At 68.4% G+C, this 19725-nt stretch carries 17 protein-coding genes and 2 pseudogenes; 12 read left to right on the top strand and 7 right to left on the bottom strand.

What is annotated here, in order from left to right; translation table 11 throughout:
* The first annotated feature begins 172 nt into the window (after positions 1-172).
* The gene (locus tag FM051_RS42260; protein WP_158852728.1) at positions 173-346 is read left to right on the top strand and encodes a hypothetical protein; all 174 of its coding nucleotides are present in this window, start codon (positions 173-175) and stop codon (positions 344-346) included.
* A gap of 548 nt (positions 347-894) precedes the next feature.
* Here the strand turns inward: FM051_RS42260 and FM051_RS42255 are convergent.
* Positions 895-1404, bottom strand: coding sequence for a helix-turn-helix domain-containing protein (locus FM051_RS42255; protein ID WP_202919327.1), 510 nt, complete (start codon positions 1402-1404; stop codon positions 895-897).
* Between the two features lie 823 nt (positions 1405-2227).
* Between FM051_RS42255 and FM051_RS42250 the strand changes: the two genes are divergently transcribed.
* Positions 2228-4021, top strand: a complete 1794-nt coding sequence (locus tag FM051_RS42250; protein WP_158852727.1) for a DUF1996 domain-containing protein — start codon at positions 2228-2230, stop codon at positions 4019-4021.
* Positions 4022-4448: 427 nt separating this feature from the next.
* Here the strand turns inward: FM051_RS42250 and FM051_RS42245 are convergent, their stop codons facing one another.
* The 3 genes from FM051_RS42245 to FM051_RS42235 form a co-directional block, all read right to left on the bottom strand.
* Entirely contained in the window at positions 4449-5042 is a 594-nt protein-coding gene (locus FM051_RS42245) for an ABC transporter permease family protein (RefSeq protein ID WP_158852726.1), read from the bottom strand.
* The gene (locus tag FM051_RS42240; protein ID WP_158852725.1) at positions 5039-5998 is read right to left on the bottom strand and encodes a carbohydrate ABC transporter permease; all 960 of its coding nucleotides are present in this window, start codon (positions 5996-5998) and stop codon (positions 5039-5041) included. The genes FM051_RS42245 and FM051_RS42240 overlap by 4 nt, the downstream gene beginning before the upstream one ends.
* Positions 5999-6177: 179 nt before the next feature.
* Positions 6178-7008, bottom strand: a complete 831-nt coding sequence (locus FM051_RS42235; RefSeq protein ID WP_238413046.1) for an extracellular solute-binding protein — start codon at positions 7006-7008, stop codon at positions 6178-6180.
* Between the two features lie 4 nt (positions 7009-7012).
* Here FM051_RS42235 and FM051_RS52495 point away from each other — a divergent pair, with 4 nt between their 5' ends.
* From FM051_RS52495 to FM051_RS42205, 6 genes and pseudogenes are all read left to right on the top strand, one after another.
* Positions 7013-7453 carry a zinc-binding dehydrogenase gene (locus FM051_RS52495; protein WP_238413045.1) on the top strand — a complete coding sequence of 147 codons (441 nt, stop codon included), beginning with the start codon at positions 7013-7015 and terminating at the stop codon, positions 7451-7453.
* 334 nt (positions 7454-7787) lie between these two features.
* Positions 7788-8102, top strand: coding sequence for a cyclophilin-like fold protein (locus tag FM051_RS42225; RefSeq protein ID WP_158852723.1), 315 nt, complete (start codon positions 7788-7790; stop codon positions 8100-8102).
* A 76-nt stretch (positions 8103-8178) separates the two neighbouring features.
* A complete protein-coding gene (locus tag FM051_RS50185; protein ID WP_162470795.1) occupies positions 8179-8649 on the top strand; it encodes a hypothetical protein in 471 nt (156 codons plus the stop codon).
* Between the two features lie 116 nt (positions 8650-8765).
* The gene (locus FM051_RS42215) at positions 8766-9410 is read left to right on the top strand and encodes a (2Fe-2S)-binding protein (protein ID WP_238413044.1); all 645 of its coding nucleotides are present in this window, start codon (positions 8766-8768) and stop codon (positions 9408-9410) included.
* 7 nt (positions 9411-9417) lie between these two features.
* Positions 9418-10399, top strand: a pseudogene (locus tag FM051_RS42210) (FAD binding domain-containing protein).
* On the top strand, positions 10396-12402 hold the full coding sequence (locus tag FM051_RS42205; protein ID WP_158852720.1) for a xanthine dehydrogenase family protein molybdopterin-binding subunit: 2007 nt from the start codon (positions 10396-10398) through the stop codon (positions 12400-12402). The pseudogene FM051_RS42210 and the gene FM051_RS42205 overlap by 4 nt, the downstream one beginning before the upstream one ends.
* Positions 12403-12666: 264 nt before the next feature.
* Here the strand turns inward: FM051_RS42205 and FM051_RS42200 are convergent, their stop codons facing one another.
* A complete protein-coding gene (locus tag FM051_RS42200; RefSeq protein WP_158852719.1) occupies positions 12667-13092 on the bottom strand; it encodes an ESX secretion-associated protein EspG in 426 nt (141 codons plus the stop codon).
* 780 nt (positions 13093-13872) lie between these two features.
* Here FM051_RS42200 and FM051_RS42195 point away from each other — a divergent pair.
* Together FM051_RS42195 and FM051_RS42190 are read left to right on the top strand one after the other, a co-directional pair.
* Positions 13873-14709, top strand: a complete 837-nt coding sequence (locus FM051_RS42195) for a hypothetical protein (RefSeq protein ID WP_158852718.1) — start codon at positions 13873-13875, stop codon at positions 14707-14709.
* Positions 14706-15014, top strand: a complete 309-nt coding sequence (locus tag FM051_RS42190; protein ID WP_158852717.1) for a transcriptional regulator — start codon at positions 14706-14708, stop codon at positions 15012-15014. The genes FM051_RS42195 and FM051_RS42190 overlap by 4 nt, the downstream gene beginning before the upstream one ends.
* Positions 15015-15246: 232 nt before the next feature.
* Here the strand turns inward: FM051_RS42190 and FM051_RS42185 are convergent, their stop codons facing one another.
* On the bottom strand, positions 15247-16233 hold the full coding sequence (locus tag FM051_RS42185; RefSeq protein WP_238413043.1) for a glycoside hydrolase family 5 protein: 987 nt from the start codon (positions 16231-16233) through the stop codon (positions 15247-15249).
* A 322-nt stretch (positions 16234-16555) separates the two neighbouring features.
* Between FM051_RS42185 and FM051_RS42180 the strand changes: the two genes are divergently transcribed.
* Together FM051_RS42180 and FM051_RS54205 are read left to right on the top strand one after the other, a co-directional pair.
* Positions 16556-17401: a group II intron maturase-specific domain-containing protein gene (locus FM051_RS42180; RefSeq protein ID WP_202919326.1), complete on the top strand. Its 846-nt coding sequence runs from the start codon at positions 16556-16558 to the stop codon at positions 17399-17401.
* Between the two features lie 11 nt (positions 17402-17412).
* Positions 17413-17502 (top strand): annotated as a pseudogene (locus FM051_RS54205) (methyltransferase domain-containing protein); the annotation flags it as partial.
* A 642-nt stretch (positions 17503-18144) separates the two neighbouring features.
* On the opposite strand, the gene FM051_RS52485 reads toward FM051_RS54205, so the two are convergent.
* The coding region (locus tag FM051_RS52485; protein ID WP_238413041.1) for a hypothetical protein at positions 18145-19725 on the bottom strand (1581 nt) is incomplete at its 5' end.

Below are 19725 nucleotides of genomic sequence, written 5' to 3'. Positions count from 1 at the left end.
CAATGTCCGTCAAAACGGGACAAGCCCACTCCATCACAGGTCATGCCCCAGAGGACATTGGCCCTGCGCCGAGCGAGCGACAGCACTGCGCGCTGGTGACTCTTCCCTTCACCACGCTTGCGCGGCAGTACCTCTGCGACGCGTGGTCCACCTACCCGTACATGCCTCATGGTTGAACCAAGTCGAGATCTACTTCTCGGTCGTGCAACGCAAAGCCCTTACCCCCGACGACTTCCGCGACCTCGACGACGTAACCGAACGGATTCTGTCCTTTCAGGACCGTTACAACGCTACCGCCCTGTCCTTCGACCAAGACTTCACCCGCACCGACCTCAAGACGAACTAACGGTCACGACCGCTGAGATCTCGCGCGTGTCGTCCAGGGACCGCGTGATCAAGGAACTGTTCGGAAGTGCGAGCCGGTGCGCATTCCCGGGTTGCCGCGAGAAGCTCGTCGTCGAGGACCGCGGTGTCGGTATCGGCGGCCTGGTCGGTGGCACAGCTCATTGACGGCTTCGCACCGGACGCCGTCGTCCTCCCCGAACCCGCTTCAGCGTTCGGGGCACCTGTCGCGGCGTTCCTGCTCGATGACGAGTCCGGTTTCACGACGCGGGTGCGACAGCTGGAGCACTGCTGCCGGGAAGACCCGTTCGAGACGATGTTGACTTCGATCGTGTTCGGCGTCACGGCGGTGCGGTCGTGGGAGACGGTGACCGGCCAGCCGGCGGGCTTGCTGCGGGACGGCTGGGTCGCTACTGGACTGACGATCCCGTACCTCGCGGACATCGTGATGACAGCCCGATACGGGAAGACCGATCACGACCCTCTGCCGGGTCACCCAGGCGACCAGCGGAAGGTGACCATGAACCTCGGCAAGGTCGCCGCCGTGACGCTTCAGCTGACCGCCGAAGGCCAACCCAATCCGCTGGTCTCGGTCGTCCAAGACCTGCTGATCGGCGTACAACGAGTGCCTGGGGAGCAGCCCACGGAAGGAGATACCGGCCGGGCGGCAGAAAGGGTCAAATCATCTGAACGTCGCAGGCGTTGAAAGGTGACGCCTTCCTCGCGGAGCAGGATGCGCAGGCCCTCGTGGCTGATGTCGTCGACCACCCCCTCGGCGACCAGGAAGTCGGCCGGCTTGGCCAGGCTCCAGGTCGAGAACGGCAGGCCGTGCTCGACCGGCCTGGACTTGGCGATCTTCTTGACTTCGCGGCGCTCGGGCAGCGTGAACGTCTTCGGCCGGCCGCCCTTGTACTTCGGATACAGCGAGTCGAAACCGTCGGCGTTGAAATTGTGGATCACGTCCCGGACCCGGTCCGCGCTGGTGAACGTCACGTCGGCGATCTTCGCCACCGGCATGCCCTGCGCGGACAACAGCACCATCTGCGCCCGCCGCCAGGTCACCACCGACCCGGTACCCCGGCGGACGATCCGTAGCAGGCGCCTGCCCTCGTCGTCATCGATCCCACGGACACGTACCCGATCGGCCACTCACCCAGCCTGACGGACACGCACCGCCCGGAACAGGACCCGAGCGGCGCGTCACGTCACAACAGGGCAAACCTTGCCTGATGCGGCACGACGGCGATGGTCGCCGGGACCAGGACGGAGCCGGCCGGTGTGGGCCACCCGCCGGGCGGGGGCGCGACCTGCGTCGCGGGTGGTGTTGTTGACGTGGTGGAGGCGGATGTGGTGGAGGGCGCGGAGGAAGGAACTGATGAGGAGTTGGGGGCGCGGTGCCTCGGTCGGCGGCGAGATCGTCTGGACGGGACTGCCCGTAGCGGACACACCAATGAACGTCGCGGATTCGTCACCGGACGTGATGACCATGTACGCAGCGGCTGCCGCTTCGACTACGACCGCCATGACGATCGCTATGCCGCGCATGGCGCCCACGGATGGCGCCCACGGATGGCCGACATCCACGACCAGCTGACGGCGGCTGGTCGTCCCCATCCACGCTCGGCATGCGTTCCGCGCCCTCTCGGCGACTCCGGTTGCTGCGCGGAACAAGAACACGTCGATACTTAATAGTCAACTACCGGAGCGAAACGGACATAACGGCCACACGGCCTCCTCTGCTCGTACCAACTCCTTACCTACCGATGACATGCGCATGTGGGCTTTGATCCGCCGGCCTCATCGCTACGTACTCCCGGTTGTCGCAGCCACCACGCCAACCACCGTCGGACCCCCGGCCGGTGCCGCGTCGGGTGAGGAGCAAGAGATGAAACACGCCGTATTCAATACCAAGTCCCGGAGATTCCGCGTGCTCGTGGGCTTCGTAGCCCTGGCGGTGGCCGGCACGGCGACCGCCGCGATCGCCGCCAACGGCCGGCAACCGTCGAACGCGGCGCCGCTGTCGGCCTTCGTCCCCATCGAGAACGTCAAGGCGAACGTCACCACGCCGCGAGTCGGTCGGGACGGCTCGACCGGCGTGTTCACCGTGGACTGCGGCACCAACGGCAACCGAAAGTTCAGCCCGGACAACCCGGTCGCGCAACCGGGCGTCAAGAACGGCGCCCAGCACGTGCACGACTTCGTCGGCAACCAGTCGATCAGCGCCGACTCGTCCGACCAGAGCCTGGTGGACTCGGAGACGACGTGCCGCAACGGTGACCGGTCGTCGTACTTCTGGCCGGTCGTCCGGATAGTCGAGCAGGCGAACGCGGTCGGCGCCGACGCCGAGACGCTCAAGGCCGCCGGAACGCCGACGATCAGCTGCCCGACCGTGGCCAACCGGCTTCCCGCCGTCCCCGAGCAGGCGCGCGACGAGGTGGACCGGAACCTGGCCCTGTTGGACCAGCAGATCGCCGAGGCGAACCAGCGCCTGATCGACACCAAGGGACAGGGCGGCCCGAACTTCGTCAACAACGCGATCCTCGGTCCGTTGCGCAGCAAGCGGGTCGCCACGCTGGACCGGATCGCCATCGCCATCGGCCGCAACGCACCCCGACCCGCCGGCCTGGAGTCGCTCGCCGACTGCGACCTCAGCTACGACGGCGCGCACACCGGGCACGGCTCGACGGGTGGCGCGACCACGCCGCCCGCGACGTCACCGAACGCGGCGCCGCCGGCCGTGACGCCGACCGTCAACTGCCCGACCGTGCGCGGCAAGCTGCGCGGCGTCCCGGCCCAGGCGGTGGACGAGGTGAACCGCAACCTGGACCTGCTGGACAAGCAGATCGCCGAGGCGAACCAGCGCCTGGTCAGCACCCAGGGACAGGGCGGCCCGAACTTCGTCAACAACGCGATCCTCGGTCCGCTGAAGGACAAGCGGTTCGCCACCCTGGATCGGATCGCCATCGCCATCAGCCGCAACGCACCCCGGCCCGCCGGGCTGGAAGCCCTCGCGCCGTGCAAGCTCGACAACGCCAACCCCAACCCCGGTAACGGCAACCCCAACCCGAACCCCGGCAACGGCGGCAACCAGGGCAATCCCGCGGAGCTGCCCGGCGTCCAAGGCCCGAACCTGGAGATCGCCGGCAACGTGGGCGGCATCGTCCAACCGGCCGCCGTGAAGATCGAGTACCGCGGCAACCCGACGAGCAAGGTCGTGGCGATGCCGAAGTTCCTCAAGGCCATCACCGGCGACGCCAAGCCGACCAGCCGCGGCCCGGCCAACGCCCGCGCCACCTGGACGTGCAGCGGGTTCACCGACCGGCTCTCCGACAAGTACGTGATCTGCCCCGCGGGCCAGAAGGTGATGCGGGTGCACGACTTCGCCAGTTGCTGGGACGGCAAGAACACCGACAGCGCCAACCACCGCGACCACCTCGCCGTCGCAGACCGGAACACGGGCACCTGCCCGGCCGGCACGAAGGCCGTGCCGCAGCTGCGGATCAGCATCTCCTACGACATCCCCCAGGACGTCCAGCGGACGGGCCGGTACCAGCTCGACTCGTTCCCGGAGGAGAACCACAACCCGTTCTCCGACCACAACGACTTCGTCAACGTCAACTCCGACCAGACCATGGCCAAGATCGTCGACTGCGTCAACACCGGTCGCCGCTGCAAGTAGCCCGACACGGCCGGGCACCGGGCGCCAAGCCTCCGGTACCCGGCCGTTCGCGTGCGTCCGACGTGCCGCTGCCCGACCTTGTGCCGTTCGAAAAGTCGTCGTCGCTGGTAGACCGGCGGCACCAGCGGGTTGAGAGCATGTCCGGGTGATCGTGTCCCTGCTGTACAAGGTGACCCGGAAGCTGCTGTCCGTCCCGTCGGTGCTGCTGCGCAGCGAGGCGGCGAAGGACGCTGAACTGCTCGTACTGCGGCACGAGAACGCGGTACTTCGTCGGCACGTCACGGACCCGGTCCGCTACGAGCCCTCAGACCGGTTCCGGTTCGCCGCGCTGTCCGGGCTGGTGGACCGCCTCCGCCGGCGGGTCGTCTTTCCTGTCTCCCGGCACTCTGCTCGCCTGGCACCGCAGGTTCATCGCCGGGAGGTGGGATTACAGCGCCGGCCGACACACCGGACGCCCGCCGACCCCGGCGGCGATCAGAGCACTCGTACTGCGGCTCGCCGCGATCGGCAGGTTCATGGCGGTGCAGAGGACGACCAGCGTCCACACGTTGTCCAGCATCCCGACGTTCTTGACGATCATGTAGACCGGCAGCAGGGCCGCGATGGCCGGGAGGAACTTGCTGGACAGGAAGAAGAACATCACGTCGGTCCACTTCTCGACCGGCTTGATGGACAGCGCGTAGGCCGCCGGTACCGCCAGCGCGAGCACCAACAGCGTGGACACGACGCTCGCGGTGGCCGAGTTGACCAGGAACAGCGTGATGTCCCGGCCCAGCAGCGTCGCGTACTGGTCCAGCGTGAACGGCGCGAAGGGCGTCGGCGGGTTCGTCGCCGCGTCGGCCTCCTGGTGGAAGGAGGTGAGCACCATCCACGCCACCGGCGCGAAGAACGCCAGGGTGGCGAGCCAGGCGACGAAGGTCCACAACGGCGTCAACCGCGGCGACCCGCCGTGGTCCTTGGCCCGGCGGAGACGCTTCCCGAGCCCGGCGCCGGGAGCGCCGACTGCTGCGTGGGCGGTCATCGGTATGCCTCCTGACGGAACAGCGATGCGATGGTGCGCAACGCGAAGGTCGCGATCACGATCGAGCCGAGCACGACCACGACACCGGCCGCCGCTGCCTCGCCGTACTCGTACTTGCGGAACATGGTCAGGTAGATCTCGTAGGGCAGGTTGGTCGTGTCCGAACCAGGCCCGCCCTGGGTGATGGTGTAGACCGCGTCGAACGTCTGCACCACGTAGATCGTGCCGAGCAGGATGCCCAACTCCAGGTACTGCCGCAGGTGCGGCAGCGTGATGAAGCGGAACGTCGCCAGTGCCGACGCGCCGTCGACCTTGGCTGCTTCCAGGACGTCACCGGGCTGCGCCTGGAGGCCGGCCAGCAGGATCAGCATAATGAACGGCGTCCACTGCCACACCAGCGACAGCACGACCGCCGGCATGGGGAAGGTGGAAACCCAGTCGACCGTGGGACCGTTGGCCGCCCCGAAGAACCGGTAAACGGCGTTCAGCGTGCCGTTGAGCAGCCCGTAGCCCGGGTTGTACACGGCGTGCTTCCACAACAACGCCGCCGCGACCGGCATGACCAGGAACGGTGCGATGAGCAGGGTCCGCGCCAGGCCGCGGCCTGGGAAGCGGCGGTCGAGCAGCAGCGCCAGACCGAGTCCGAGCAGCACGCTGACGAGCACCACCGACGCGGTCAGCACGACCGTGTTGAGCACCGCCGAGCGCAGCCGCTCGTCGGTGAACACGAACGCGTAGTTGGCCAGCCCGGTGGACTGCCGCTCCCCCGGCTTGAGGATGTTCCGCTGGAAGGTGGAGATGACGAGCGTGGCCACGAAGGGCAACTGCGTGACGATGACGGTGAAGACCAGCGCCGGTAGCAGTGGGATGCGCCGCCGCCACTTGCCGACGCCGACGGGCGTCCGCGGGCGGGCGGGCGGTGGCGCGGTCTCGGGCGCCTCGATGAGCGTGGTCATGGCTTTCCTCCGCCGGTGACGGCCAGGGGGTCGGTGGAGCGGTGCCCGGTCGGAACGAACCAGCCGGGCACCGGTGGGTCACGGGTAGTTCTTCGCGACTTCCTCGGCCAGCTCCTGGCCCTTCTCCAGCGCCGCGTCCACCGTGGTGTTGCCGGCGATGGCGGCGGAGATCTCCTGCGTCACCTTCGTGCCCAGGTCCTGGAATTCGGGTTGGTCGGATCGGCCTCCTCGATCGACTTCAGGGTGATGTCACCGAACGCCGCCGAAGCCGTCCTGTACTCGGGGATGTCGTACGTGCTGGCACGCTTCCCCGCCGGCACCCGTGACCAGCCCAACTGCTCGCCGACGATCTTCTCGTACTCCTTGCCCGACGCCCACAGCATGAACTTCGAGGCGGCGTCAGCCTTCTTCGTGGTCTTCGGCATCGCCCACGCCCAGGCCCAGAGCCAGCCGCTGCTCTTCGTCGCCACCACCGGCGCGTACGCGTAACCGACCTTGCCCGCGACCTTGCCCGCGACCTTGCTGGACTTGGTGTCCTCCAACGACCCGGCCGCGCTGGTCGCGTCGTACCACATCGCGACCTTCTCCTGGCTCATCGCGTTCAGGCACTCGGTGAAGCCGGCCTGCGGCGCGCCCGCCTCACCGTGGTCACGGACCAGGTCGACGTAGAAGTTCGTCGCCTGCTTGAACTCCGGACTGTTGACCCGCGCCTTCCAGTCCTTGTCGAACCACGTGCCACCGAAGGTGTTGACGATGGACGTCAGCGGTGCGCCGAGCTCACCCCAGCCGGGCAGACCACGCAGGCAGATGCCCTTCATCCCCGGACGGGCACCGTCGACCGCGGCGGCGATGTCCGCCACCTGCTGCCACGTCGGCCGCTCCGGCATCGTGATGCCCTTCTCCGCCATGACTTCCTTGTTGTACATCAGGAAGGACGACTCACCGTAGAACGGCGCCGTCGGCCTGCTCGCGGTCCTGGCCGCGAAACAGCTCGGCGCCGAGCGGATCATCGCGATGAGCCGCCACGAGCCGCGGCAGAAGCTCGCGTGGGAGTACGGGGCGACCGACATCGTCACCGAGCGCGGCGACGAAGGCGTGGCGAAGATCAAGGAGCTGACCGGCGGGCTGGGCGCGCACAGCGTGATCGAGGCCGTCGGCACCCAGGAGTCGATGATGCAGGCCATCCGCTCCACCCGGCCCGGCGGGCACGTCGGCTACGTCGGCGTCGCCCACGACGTCGCACTGGACGGCCTGGAGCTGTTCTTCTCCCACGTCCACCTGCACGGCGGCCCCGCCCCGGTCCGCCAGTACCTGCCCCAACTCATCGACCTCATCTGGAACCGGAAGATCGACCCCGGCAAGGTCTTCGACCTCGAACTCCCGCTCGACCAGGCCGCCGAGGCCTACAAGGCCATGGACGAACGCCGCGCCATCAAGGCCCTGCTCCGCGTGTGACCACCGCTGCCTACCCCGCGTCTGGTCCGTCGCCGTGCCTCGCCCGCCTCGGTGTCATGTCAGCCCACCTCACGGGTGATCCGCGACGGTGCCGGGCGGGGCACGGAGCGCGTACCTCCCGATTCCCCGTCACGACGTTTCGGAGGTCCTAGCCATGAGGAAGCGACTCCTCGTCACCCTGGCCGCGCTCCTGCTCATACCGGTGGCAGGTTGCGCGGCCTCCCAGGACGGCGCCTCGGCACCAACACCGTCTCCGAGCACAACACAGTCCCGGAGTTCGGCACAGTCCCCGACAGCCACGACGCAGGACACGACCGAAGGGGAAGGGGTTGAGATGGGTGCCTCGCGGGTACGGTTCGCCACCGGGGATGCCGAGATCGTCGTCCGGGTGGTCGACAACCCCACGAGCCGGGACTTCGTCGCGAAGCTGCCGCTGACATTGACTTTCGAGGAGTTCGCCGGCAGGGAGAAGATCAGCTACCTGCCCGATCGGCTCACCACGGACGGCTCGCCGGGCGCTGACACCCGCAACGGCGACCCTGGCGGCGGCGTCTCCGACGACGTGATCGCGATCGGCACGGTCGAGTCGGGGATGGACCAGCTCAACCGGCTCGAACGAGGCCAGGTCACCGTCGAGGTGCTCGAGTAGCAGCCCGATCCGCGGCTGATACGGCGGCGGGCGGATTCCCCGCGTCCGGGATGGTGGATCATCTACAGGAGAAACGTTGAATCCGACCTACCTGTTCGTCAACGGCGCCTCGATCGCGTTCGCCGGCGAGAGCGCCTACGCGTCGATGCTCCACGACACCGCGGCCGGCGAGGGTATCCAGGTCGGTCAGCTCATCCCCGGCGCGATCCAGCCGGGACACCCGACCCACGACCCGGCCGTCCTCGCCGACACGCGCTGGCATCTGCACCCGCCCCGAGCAGTTCCGCACCGCGACAACAGGAACGGCACCGGGCGGCCGCCGTGTCCACGTGGTGCACAACTGGACTGGGAACCCACTCAGGTCCAGGTGCCGGTGGCCCCGTCCGACGCCCTCACCGGTGAACCCGTAGCCGCCGCGCTGGACCTCGGCCCATGGGACGTGCGGGTACTCGTCAGCGGTGACCTGGACGAGCTGCCACTGCTGGTCGCCGCCGCTGAACCCGGCAGCACAGTGGGTGTGTGGCCCTCGTTTACCGAGGTGACGTGAGGGGTGCTCTGTCAGTACCTCCCACAACGTGGCCGCTGCGGGTTGTATTGAGGCTCATCTCCGAACTGCCGAACTCGACTGGAGGGCGCATGTCCGCCGGACACCACGCTTCCCCTGTGCCCGACCCGCCAGAGCCCGTATCCGCGCCAGCGGAGTCCGCGCCGGCGTTGCGCCGTCGGACGTTCATCGCGGCCACCGGGGTCGCGGCCGGTGGTGTGGTCGCCGGACCATCGCTTCTGGACGCCGAGCAGGCCGCGGCCGCAGCGGTCGACTCGATGCAACCGGCCGGCGGGGGCACGAGCAGTCGTGTCTCGTTGACCGTGAACGGCAGGCGAGTGACGGTCACGGTGGACAACCGGACCTCGCTGCTGGACCTGGTGCGGGAGCACCTCGCCTTGCCCGGCACGAAGAAGGGGTGCGACGCCGGCGCCTGCGGCGCGTGCACGGTGTTGGTGGACGGTCGCCGGGTGAACGGGTGTCTGACGTTGGCGGTGCGTCTGGACGGCGCGGAGGTCACGACGATCGAGGGTCTCGCGGACGGGGATGACCTGCATTCGTTGCAGGAGGCGTTCATCGAGCAGGACGCGTTCCAGTGCGGCTTCTGCACGCCGGGGCAGATCATGTCCGGCGTCGGCTGCATCCGGGAAGGGCACACCGGGTCGCCCGGGGAGATCCGGGAGTGGATGAGCGGCAACATCTGCCGTTGCGGCTGTTACGTGAAGATCGTTCGGGCGGTCCAGCAGGCCGCGAAGGTGCGGTGAGGCGGTCATGTTTCCTTTCACCTACGCGAAAGTCTCCGACACTCGTGAAGCGGTCGCCGCTGGACAGCGGGGTGGGCGCTTCATCGCCGGCGGCACGACGCTGGTCGACCTGATGCGGGAGACCGTCGAACGTCCCGGCGCGGTGGTCGACATCAGCGCCCTCCCGATGCGGGAGATCACGGCCACGCCGCGGGGTGGGGTGCGGATCGGCGCGCTGGTGCGGATGTCGGAGGCCGCCGCCGACCGCAGGGTGCGTGACGCCTACCCGGTGGTCTCGGAGGCGTTGGAGTTGAGCGCGTCGGCGCAGTTGCGGAACATGGCGACCATCGGCGGCAACATCATGCAGCGCACCCGCTGCACGTACTTCCGGGACGTGTCCGCCGCCTGCAACAAACGTCAACCCGGTTCGGGTTGTGCCGCGCGGGGCGGGGTCAACCGGACCCACGCGATCCTCGGCGGCTCAGAGCACTGCGTGGCCACCCACCCCTCCGATGTCGCGGTGGCGTTCGCCGCGCTGGAGGCGTCCGTGCACCTGCTCGGCCCCGACGGGGAACGCCGGGTGGCGTTCGCTGACTTCCTGCTCCAGCCGGGGACCACGCCGGAGCGGGAACAGGCGTTGCGGCCCGGTGAGCTGATCACCGCGGTGGAGATCCCGGCGCATCCTCGGCCGCTGAAGTCGGGGTATCTGAAGGTGCGGGACCGGCAGAGCTACGAGTTCGCCCTCACCTCCGCCGCGGTCGCCCTGCACGTCCAGGGCGGGGTGATCCGCGCGGCGAAGATCGCCGCCGGCGGTGTCGGCACGGTGCCCTGGAAGCTGTCCACGGTGGAACAGCACCTGATCGGCAAGCGCCCGTCGGACCGGTTGTGGGCCGAGGCCGCCGCGCGGGCGGCGGACGGCGCCCAGCCGTTGACACACAACGAGTTCAAGGTTGAGCTGCTGAAACGGACCCGTGGAACGTCAGCTGCGTGTGGTGGGAGGTATCCGATGACCCTGCAACCCCAGACTGCCGTCGGCACCCCGCAGTCCCGTGTGGACGGACGGCTCAAGGTGACCGGCCGCGCCCCCTACGCCGCGGACCACGGCGCCGAGGAGGGCGTCGACAACGTCCGGTACGCGGTCGTGGTGGACAGCACCGTCGGCCTCGGCCGGATCACCGGCGTCGATACGCGGGCCGCGCTCGCCCAGCCCGGTGTGCTGACGGTGATCCACCACGGCAACTCACCCCGGCTGCCCTACGTCGACAACCCTGGCTCGAACAACCCGCAGCCAGGCACACGGTTGCGGGTGTTCCAGGACGACCGGGTGCTGTTCTTCGGCCAGCCGGTTGCCGTCGCGGTCGCGGAAACCCTCGAGGCGGCGCAACACGCCGCGAGCCTGGTCGAGGTCACCTACGCCGCCGAGCCACCGTCCACCGACCTCACCCAGGCGCCCGGCGACGAGCCCACCCGCTACGCCCGCGGCGACGCCGACACCGCCTGGACGCAGGCGCCGGTCCGACTCGACCTGAACTACCGGCTGGCCCGCAACCACCACAACCCCATGGAGCCCCACGCCACCATCGCCCGCTGGGATGGTGACAACCTCAAGGTGTGGGACAAGACCCAGTGGGTGGTCGGTGGCACCCAGACCGAACTCGCCGCGGTGTTCGGCATTCCGCAGCAGTCGGTGCGGGTCATCTCACCGTTCGTGGGTGGCGGGTTCGGCAGCGGGCTGCGCGCGTGGCCGCACACCACGATCGCGGCGCTGGCCGCCAGGGTGACCGGTCTGCCGGTGAAGCTCGTGCTGTCCCGGCGGCAAATGTACTTCGGCACCGGTTTCCGGCCCGCCTACACCTACGCGTTGAAGGTGGCCGGCGACCGGCGCGGCCAGCTGACCGCGATGGTCCACGACGTCCGGGCGGAGACCTCCAGCTACGAGACGTTCACCGAGGCCGTGCTGGTGCCGGGGCAGATGCTCTACAGCATGCCTCACGTGCGGCAGGCGTATTCGACGGTGCCGCTGGATGTGAACACCCCGATCTGGATGCGTGGTCCCGGCTTCGCCACCGGCACCCAGGTCATCGAGTGCGCGATGGACGAGCTCGCCCACGAACTGGGCGTCGACCCGATCGAGCTGCGCCTGCGCAACGAACCCGGCAAGGACCCGTCGACCGGGTTGCCGTTCTCCACCCGCCGGCTGCGCGAGTGCTACCAGGTGGGTGCCCGGGAGTTCGGCTGGCACCGCCGCAACCCCAAACCGGGCGTCACGCGCGACGGTGACTGGCTGATCGGCACCGGCATGGCCGCCGCCGTCTACGACACCGGCGGGTTTCCCGCCCAAGCACATGTCCGGCTCAACGCCGACGGCACCGCCCTGGTGCAATCCGCGACCAGCGACATGGGCCCCGGCACCTACACCTCCATGCCCCAGGTCGCCGCCGACGCCCTCGGCCTGACCATGCAGACGGTCGATTTCCGGCTGGGTGACTCGGTCATGCCGCCGACCGGGCCGCACGGCGGCTCGACGACCATGGCCAGCGTCGGCACCGCAATCCAGCTCGGCTCCGACCAGGTGCGCCGGCAGGCGATCACACTCGCCGTCAACGACCCCCGATCCCCCCTCCACGGCGTGCGGCCCGAGGACGTCATCGTCCGCAACGGACGGATGCACCTGAAGAACGACCCCACCCGCGGCGAGACCTACCAACAGCTGCTGACCCGCAACCAACGCCCCCACCTCGAAGCGATCGGCACCTACACCGGCGCGGTGCACGACCGGTTCTCCATGTCCGCCTACGGCGCCGTGTTCGCCGAGATCGCCGTCGACGCCGACACCCCCAACCTCCAAGCCATCTACCTCAACGGCAACGACCCCGAAACAAACCCCCTCGGCGTCAAAGGACTCGGCGAGATCACACTCGTCGGCGTCGCACCCGCCATCGCCAACGCCGTCTTCCACGCCACCGGCCGCCGAATCCGCGACTTCCCCATCGCCGCCGAAGCACTGCTCTGACCAACCAGCTGGCATTCCTCCCCAACGACTCTGGTCCACCGCTCAGCAACCGATGGACCAGAGTCGTTGGGCCAGTCCACGACATCGAGGTCACGTCCATCCGGACACCGTGGGATGTACTGCCAGTACCAGTATCAGTGGGGACTCCCCCATTTACGTGCCCAGCGGTTACATGGATGGCATGCCAGTTCCGGCAGACTGGTGGCAGCCGACGACCCCTCGCGGTGGCGTGGACGATGGCGCACTCGGCCGTCGCCCCGCTGATCATCGCGGCCTGCGACCTCGCAAAGCTGGCGGACTACCTGGCAGCCCTGGACGTCGACATGCCGGCGAGCTGCGGGAGCAGATCTCCGCGTTGTCGCCCACCCCGGTGCCAGACGGACCGGCCTGCGCCGCGAGCACCGCGAAACTGCGCGGCGAACCACCGATCGTCGTGTCGATCCACCCGTAGTACTCCCGGCTCGACCGGTCCAGCGCGCGCAACGCCGAGCCGAGACCGCGGTGCAGTCGCCGCCCGTCCAGCAGGTGCAGCCGCCGCAACTCCTCGTCGGCCTCGACGTCCAGCTTCCGCAACGCCTCCTCGGAGTGCCACGACAGCGTGGAGGCGAACACGGGGTGCGGCTCGACACCACGGCGCCGCAACAGCGTGAGCGTGGTCCGCAGGGTCAGGGCTATGTGATCGTCCGCCATGTCAAGCGTCCTCGTCCTCTCCGATCACAGCCGGTGGCGTCAGGCCTTCCAGGCCGAACAACTCGTGGGGATCGGGCTGGAGCAGCACGCTCCTGTGCTCGGTGTCGTCGTCGTCTCGCGGCGTCGCGGACGGCAGACGTGTCGGCCGCCCCCGACGCGGGACCGCGTCCTAGCGGGTTGGCCGTGTCCTGACGCTCACCGGCGTTGCCGCTCCTACCCACAACCGGCCCGGTCCGCCGCTCACCCCACGACCCGCGCCACCACCGGTCCAACCGGCCGCGGGACCACCGACACCAGGCTGGACCGACCCGGCCGTCGGCTCGGGATTCCGGGTCGGGGCGTTCGCGTCACCGAGGCTGGACGATGGCGTGTCCGCGACCAGGCTGGCACGCGTAGAGCCGTCGTCGGTCCTACGGGGCGGTGCGACCGCGAGGCCTTCGTCTCTGAGGTCCGGCGAGGGCACGGCCTGACCCGTGTGGCGGTAGGCGCACAACGAGCATCAGCCAGGTTGACCCGATTAGGGGCCAGTCGACCGTGGCCGCAATATCGCATTCCGTCCGATTGCGGCCGGTCGCCGGTTGCTTGTGCGCAACGGTATGGCCGATCGACGGCCCGTGTGGCGAGCCGATCTTTGGCAGGTATGGGGTCTGGTTTGGCGATACGCGGTCATCGAGAGCACGTCGTTCGGGCACGGCCATGTGGGGTTCGTGGGGCGTGGTTGACGCCGCCAGGTTTGGTGTGCAAACTTGATTGCATCAGCGAGGGGTTGGGGGTTGTGCGGTGGCGACTGATCCGAGGTATCTGCTCGACGAGCTGTCGGCGTTGCGGCGGCGCGCTCGTCGTGACCGGCACGGTTACTGGTTCCCGTTCCTGCTGTTCGGGGTGATCGTCGCGGCGGCGATCCCGTTGTACCTGCCTGTGCGGTGCGAGTTCGCCTGTTCCTGGTCGAAGAGCGACCTGCCGTCGGTGTGGCACTGGTTGCACCCGACGGGGCAGGCGACGAGGACTTCCGCTCTCACCGACCGCCCGTCCCTGTGGAAGGACATCTACTGGATGGCCGCGCTGACAGTCGGGTTCCTGGCGACGGTGTGGTGGTACCGGTGGCGGGCGAGGAAGGTCGGAGTGGAGACCTCGACGCGGCTCTACGTCCAGGTGACCCTGTTCGTGCTGGCCTTTCCGCTGTTGGGCGTGCCGTTGGCCACCCGGCTGGTCTTCTCCACGTTGGGTTGGCCGGTCGCGCTTTCGGTCCTGGTCGCCGGGGTCGTGGTGGCGACGTTGCTCGCGAAGCGGAAGGTCCGGACCGCGATCGTGATCCTGTCGCTGATCCTGGTCGCCCACCTGGTGATGATCTTCCCGTTCGGGCCGTTGCTGGTGGTGGCGGTGGGCGTGCTCGGTTTGGCGTGGGTGGAGCGCAGTGCGCTGTGCACGTCGTTCGCCGTGCTGTTCGCCGTCTGGGCGCTGTTCGTGAACGGGTGGTCGACGTGGGTCTACGGTTCGGTCCTGTGGCCGGTGGCGCTGATCGACTTCGGTGATCTGCTGTCGTCGTCGCTGATCCTCGCGCTCGGCGGGATCGGTGGGCTCATCGCCCGTCGGGTGCGGGGCAGGATCCCGGCATGACCGAGCACCCCACGTCGGGCCTGGACGACACCGTCCATCAGCGGCACCGGCTGGGTATCCTGACGATCGCGGCCGAGGTCAAGAGGGTGGAGTTCGGCTACCTCAAGTCCATTTTGAATCTCACTGCGGGCAACCTGTCCCGGCACGTCACGGTGCTCGAAGAGGCCGGCCTGCTGGAGGTCGAGAAGGGCTACGACGGGAAACGCGCGAAGACGTGGCTGAGCGTCACCGCGGCGGGCCGCGAGGCGCTCGCCGCGGAGATGGCGGTGCTGCGAGCACTGCTCGAGCGGCACGACCAAGCGTAACCCCGCAACGGCGGCAGGACACCCGCAGCTATCCCGAGTGGACAGACATCGGCCTTGTCACAAGGCCAGCGCCACGCTGAAGCACGGTGACATGCTGTGCCGACCAGGACAAGTCCACTGTGCACTGTGGAGTCACCTGACGATCCGAAGACGCTCCGCCGAATGACCCACGGGCAAGCTGTCCGATCGGACAACGCCCCGACGTCGGATTGTCTTGTGGGACAACCTCACCTCAGCCGTAGATGGTGGCCTGCTTCGACGTCTGCCGCACTCCGTTGGGACCGTTGAGGAAGCGCTCGCCCCACGGGGTGAGGTCCGCCGGGTTGAACGAACGGACCAGATCGAGGTACTCGACCCCGCCGCCGTTCCCGCTCCACGACCAGCCGAGATAGCCGATGCCACGAGCCTGGGACTGCGCCATGATCGCATCCTCGTCCGGGTCGCCGTCGCTGTGCTTGTTCCCGAACTCGCCCACCACCAGCGGCAGCCCCGCCGAACGGAACGCGTCGAAGTACGCGTTGACCTTCGCCGCCGTGTTGTACACGCCGTACATGTGGACGGAGAACACCGTGTTGCGTCGCGGGTCGGCGTTGAACACCGAGGCGGCGTTGTCGCGCATGATGTTCAGCCAGTCCTGGCCCCACATCGGCGCGTCCACCATCAGCAGGTGCTGCAGCCCGGCTCCGCGCAACCGCTTGACCGCGTTCTTCGTCGCGCTCGCCCACGCCGGGCTCACCAGCAGATTGGTACCGAACGGCTCGTTGCCCACGTTGATCACGACGTGGTTCTCCTGGCCCTTGAGCGCATCGGCGACGCCGATCCAGTAGCTCGCCGCCTGGTCCAGGGTCGCGGCTCCGCTCTGATCGCCGTACCCGGTGGTGTCATGGGCCTCCAGCACGCAGATCAACCGGTTCTGCCTGCACAGCGAGATGACGTCGGCAACGTCAGCGGCCGAGCTCGGTCCCCACCGCTTGCCGGTGCCCAGCACCACGCGAACCGTGTTGGCACCAAAGGACTTGATGTCCGCGAACGAACCGGTCTGGCCGGGGAACCAGACGTGCGGGTGGTTCACGCCCCGCATGACGAAGGCGCTTCCGTTCCCCTCGACGACTCGCGTGCCGCTGACGTGCAGGCCGGTCGCGGCCTCGGCGGGTTGCGCGCCGGACAGAATCGACGCCATCAGCGCGAGCACGCTCGCGACACTCAACCTTTTGGCCACAGACCCTCCATCGATCCCAGGTGGTGCCGAACGCACACAACCTGCCGCGTGCGAATTGCCCAGATGGAACCGTACGCACGAGATCTTGACAAGGATCACATATTAACTGCCGTGCAGGTGCACAAGCGTTGCAGGAACGGGCACGCGCGCATTCGACCGGACTGTCCACTCGGACGAGCCCGAAGCCGACCGCCTTGATTAAAGACCTTTCGGCAATAGCGTGAGTCGTTCCCGGTGATTCCTCTTGCCGTGCGGGCCAATCGGGGTGTGCCGAAGCCTCCACGATCCCCGGGCGAGCCTGATCGGGTCCGGAAGTCCAAGCGTGTGGGACGACTTCGTCGTGCTCGTGCACGGCACCAGGTCCGACGCCGAAGCACTCAAGGTGGAGATCGGCGCACTGTTGGCGGACAGGCTGAGGATGACCCTCTCGGACGAGAAGACCCACATCGACGACGGCTTCGTCTTCCTCGGCTTCCACATGCGGCGGAGACCGAGCGGCGAAGGCCGTCGCGTCGTGCCCACCATCCCGGCCAAGCCCGCCTTGGCGTCGGTGATGCACAAGATCAAGCAGTTGACGGGGCGAGGCACGACCTCGCGGTCGTTGACGGAGGTGCTGCGGACGGTCAACCCGGTACTGCGGGGCTGGGCGGCCTACTTCCGCTACGGCGCATCGAAGAAGACGTTCTCCCACCTCGGCTGGTATGCCTGGTGGAGGCTCCTTCACCGGATACGCCACAAGCACCCCCGACTGACCTGGAAACAGTTGCGGCGCCGCTACTACGGGGCCGACCGCATCACCGAGGGCGGTCTCGTCCTCTGCAACCCGGCGAAGATGCGGGTCGAGCGCTACCGCTTCCGCGGAGCGCAGATCAGCACGCCCTACAACATCGACGAGGTCAACCCGGACGGAGCACGCTTCCGCCGGACCAGCCACGACGATGCGGCCTTCGTCGGCTGTTCCCCGGCGGCCGGGCAGGACGCCCATCAGCGCCTACCGTCTGAACGAGCGACTCCGCCGGCTCGGCATCCGCTCCGGCCAGTCCCGCTCCACCGCGCTGTTCCAGCTCGCCACCGATCTGCCCGCCCCAGTGCTCGCCAAGATGCTCGGCATCCACATCAGCGTCGCCGTCGCCTGGCAACGAGCCGGCGATCACCGCAGCGGGCCTGACGAACATCGACTTGGTCCAGGCCGACGCCACATCGCTGCCCCACTTCGCGGATGCCTCGTTCGACTTGGTCCTCTGTTCCGCCGGTCTGCTCTACATGCCCGTCCAGGCCGCGCTGCGTGAATGGCACCGGCTGCTGGCGCCCGGCGGGCTCATCGCGTTCTCCACCATGCGGGAAGGATTCCCCGTCGGGGCGAGGCTCTTCCGCGAGCAGGCCCGCCGCTACGGCCTGGATCTCACCGACCCGGCCACGCCCTTGGGCACGGAATCGCGATGCGCCCACGCTCTGCGCGAAGCCGGCATCACCCCGACGGCCCCGGTTGCAGAGACCGTCCAGTTCTCCCGCAGCGACCTCGAACACGCCTGGGAAGCCCACGTCCACGGCCCGCACCACGACGCCATCGCCACCCTCGTCCCCGAGCAGGTCCAGGCGTTCCAACACGACTACACCAGCGCGTTGGCCGACCTCTTGCACGACGACCAGGACCGCCTCCTGAACCCGGAGGTGATCTACGCCCTCGGCCGCAAGCCATCCCCACCTACGGCTGCGGAACCGGCACCTACAGACCCCACCGAGCCGACCGGAGCAGACCGTCGTGCCGTTCTCGGCGCGACCCTCCCGTCCGGTCGGTCCGCGCCGAGAACAAAAGCCGCCATGTCCACACCGCAGCCACGGGTCGCCCCCGCCCGCGATGCGGGAACCGCCTGGGCGCACGGCGAGCACCACGTGGGCTGCGCGTCGGGGTCACAGGTGCTGGAGGTCGCCGATCTGCCCCACTGCGGCGGAGGGATCGGCCAGGGCGTTCCGGTTGAGGCTGTGCCTGGCCGACCGCTGCTCGACGACGACGTAGTACTCGGTGCCCTCGATGGTGATGGGCAGCCGGTTGCTGGGGCGCGGGTGCACGTGGGCCACCTGTCCGACGCCGTGGGCGTTGCCCCGTGCCTCCGACCGCTGCTGCTGTGCGCCGTGGTTGACCTCCAGCAGTTGCCGGCCGGCGACGAGCCGTGCGACCAGGGCATTGACCAGGTACCGGTAGATGTGGGTCGTGGGCGGCGGCGCCTGCCGGCCGGTGCCCAGCGACGCGAACGTGGCCACGGCTGCGGCGCCCAGGGGCGTCGCGTTCGTGTTGACCAGCCAGGCCAGGAGCATCTTGGCCTCGTCGTCGCTGATGACGGACATGACCACGTCCTGCGGGCTCGCCTTGAGCATCACGTGGAAGTGGTGCTTGTCCGCGTCGTTGATCTGCGTCCGGTTGAGCCGGTGGTTGATGTACATCCCCTCCTGGTAGAGGACGTGGGTGAGCAGCGACGTGAGGGTGCTGCCGGCGGTGAGCTGGCCGGCGTTCGCGTGGTTGGTGTTCCAGTGGGTGGCGATCCGGGTCCGGATGCCCGCGGCCTGCGTCCTGGCCTCGCGGAACATCGTGATCTCGTGGCCGGACTGGTTCTCGAAGAAGTTGGTGAAGTCCTCCTCGGAGTTCTGGGCGGCGGTGCCGAGCTTGGTGTAGGGCGTGGAGACGTTGGTCTGCGTGTTGGAGTTGCTCGGGTTCGACGGCTCTGCCTGCGCCTTCGTGGTGCCGACCTTGCGCATGGTGCGGGTTCGCTGGTCGATGGTGATCCGGTAGCGCTGCAGTTCCGGGGTGTTGAGGCGGTTGTTGTAGTTGGTGAGCAGCGTGTGGAGCTGGCCCGCGGGGGTGAGGGCGGTGACGAGCGCCGCGCGGGCGGTGATCAATGCCTGGCTCGTGTACTCCTCGCGCGGGAGCGGTCCGTAGATGAGCTCGATCGTCGGGCTGCCCCGGTCCATGCCCTCGATCTCCAGCTTGATCACCGGTGGACTGGGTTCCGTCGTGGCGGTCGAGGCTCCGAGCAGGTCGCCGTTGCGCGTGCCGGCCGGGACGTTCAGCCGCACCCACGGCAGTTCGACCTCCAGGCCGGCGAGTTCGGCGTCGCCGAGGACCGCGGATTGGGTGCGGGCCTGCGGGGTGAGCTGTTGGTAGGCGTTGATGTACTCGGTGACGTTCTGCGCGGTGAGGGTCGGGTCCGCCACGAACTGCTGGAGCCGGGTCTGGGCGCCGGGTGCGGCCGGTGGGAAGTTGTTGACCACGGTCTGCGGGTTGGCCTGACCACGTTTGATCTCGAAGTAGGCATGGAAGTCGGGGTCTCCGACGAGGTTGTGCGGAGCCAGCAGTTGGTCGAACTGGGTCATCGTCATCCGCTGGACGACCGGGGTGCGCTGGACGGAGTGGTCGTGGCCGGTGTGCGGGTCGGTGGTGTGGTCGTGGCCGTGGTGGTCGCCGCCGTGTGCGGTCGGGGTGGGGCCGGCCATGAC

It is taken from the genome of Saccharothrix deserti (assembly GCF_009769385.1).
Classification (GTDB): Bacteria; Actinomycetota; Actinomycetes; order Mycobacteriales; family Pseudonocardiaceae; genus Actinosynnema; species Actinosynnema deserti.
Note: the sequence above shows the minus strand (reverse complement) of the source record. Positions and strands in the feature narration are given on the sequence as shown.

What these genes read in the sequence shown, in the direction of transcription:
- FM051_RS52495 (WP_238413045.1), top strand. Translation starts at nt 7,013, where the DNA reads ATGAGCCGCCACGAGCCGCGGCAGAAGCTCGCGTGGGAGTACGGGGCG.
- FM051_RS42235 (WP_238413046.1), bottom strand. Translation starts at nt 7,008, where the DNA reads ATGATCCGCTCGGCGCCGAGCTGTTTCGCGGCCAGGACCGCGAGCAGG.
- FM051_RS42245 (WP_158852726.1), bottom strand. Translation starts at nt 5,042, where the DNA reads ATGACCGCCCACGCAGCAGTCGGCGCTCCCGGCGCCGGGCTCGGGAAG.
- FM051_RS42250 (WP_158852727.1), top strand. Translation starts at nt 2,228, where the DNA reads ATGAAACACGCCGTATTCAATACCAAGTCCCGGAGATTCCGCGTGCTC.
- FM051_RS42240 (WP_158852725.1), bottom strand. Translation starts at nt 5,998, where the DNA reads ATGACCACGCTCATCGAGGCGCCCGAGACCGCGCCACCGCCCGCCCGC.
- FM051_RS42200 (WP_158852719.1), bottom strand. Translation starts at nt 13,092, where the DNA reads ATGGCGGACGATCACATAGCCCTGACCCTGCGGACCACGCTCACGCTG.
- FM051_RS42190 (WP_158852717.1), top strand. Translation starts at nt 14,706, where the DNA reads ATGACCGAGCACCCCACGTCGGGCCTGGACGACACCGTCCATCAGCGG.
- FM051_RS42225 (WP_158852723.1), top strand. Translation starts at nt 7,788, where the DNA reads ATGGGTGCCTCGCGGGTACGGTTCGCCACCGGGGATGCCGAGATCGTC.
- FM051_RS42205 (WP_158852720.1), top strand. Translation starts at nt 10,396, where the DNA reads ATGACCCTGCAACCCCAGACTGCCGTCGGCACCCCGCAGTCCCGTGTG.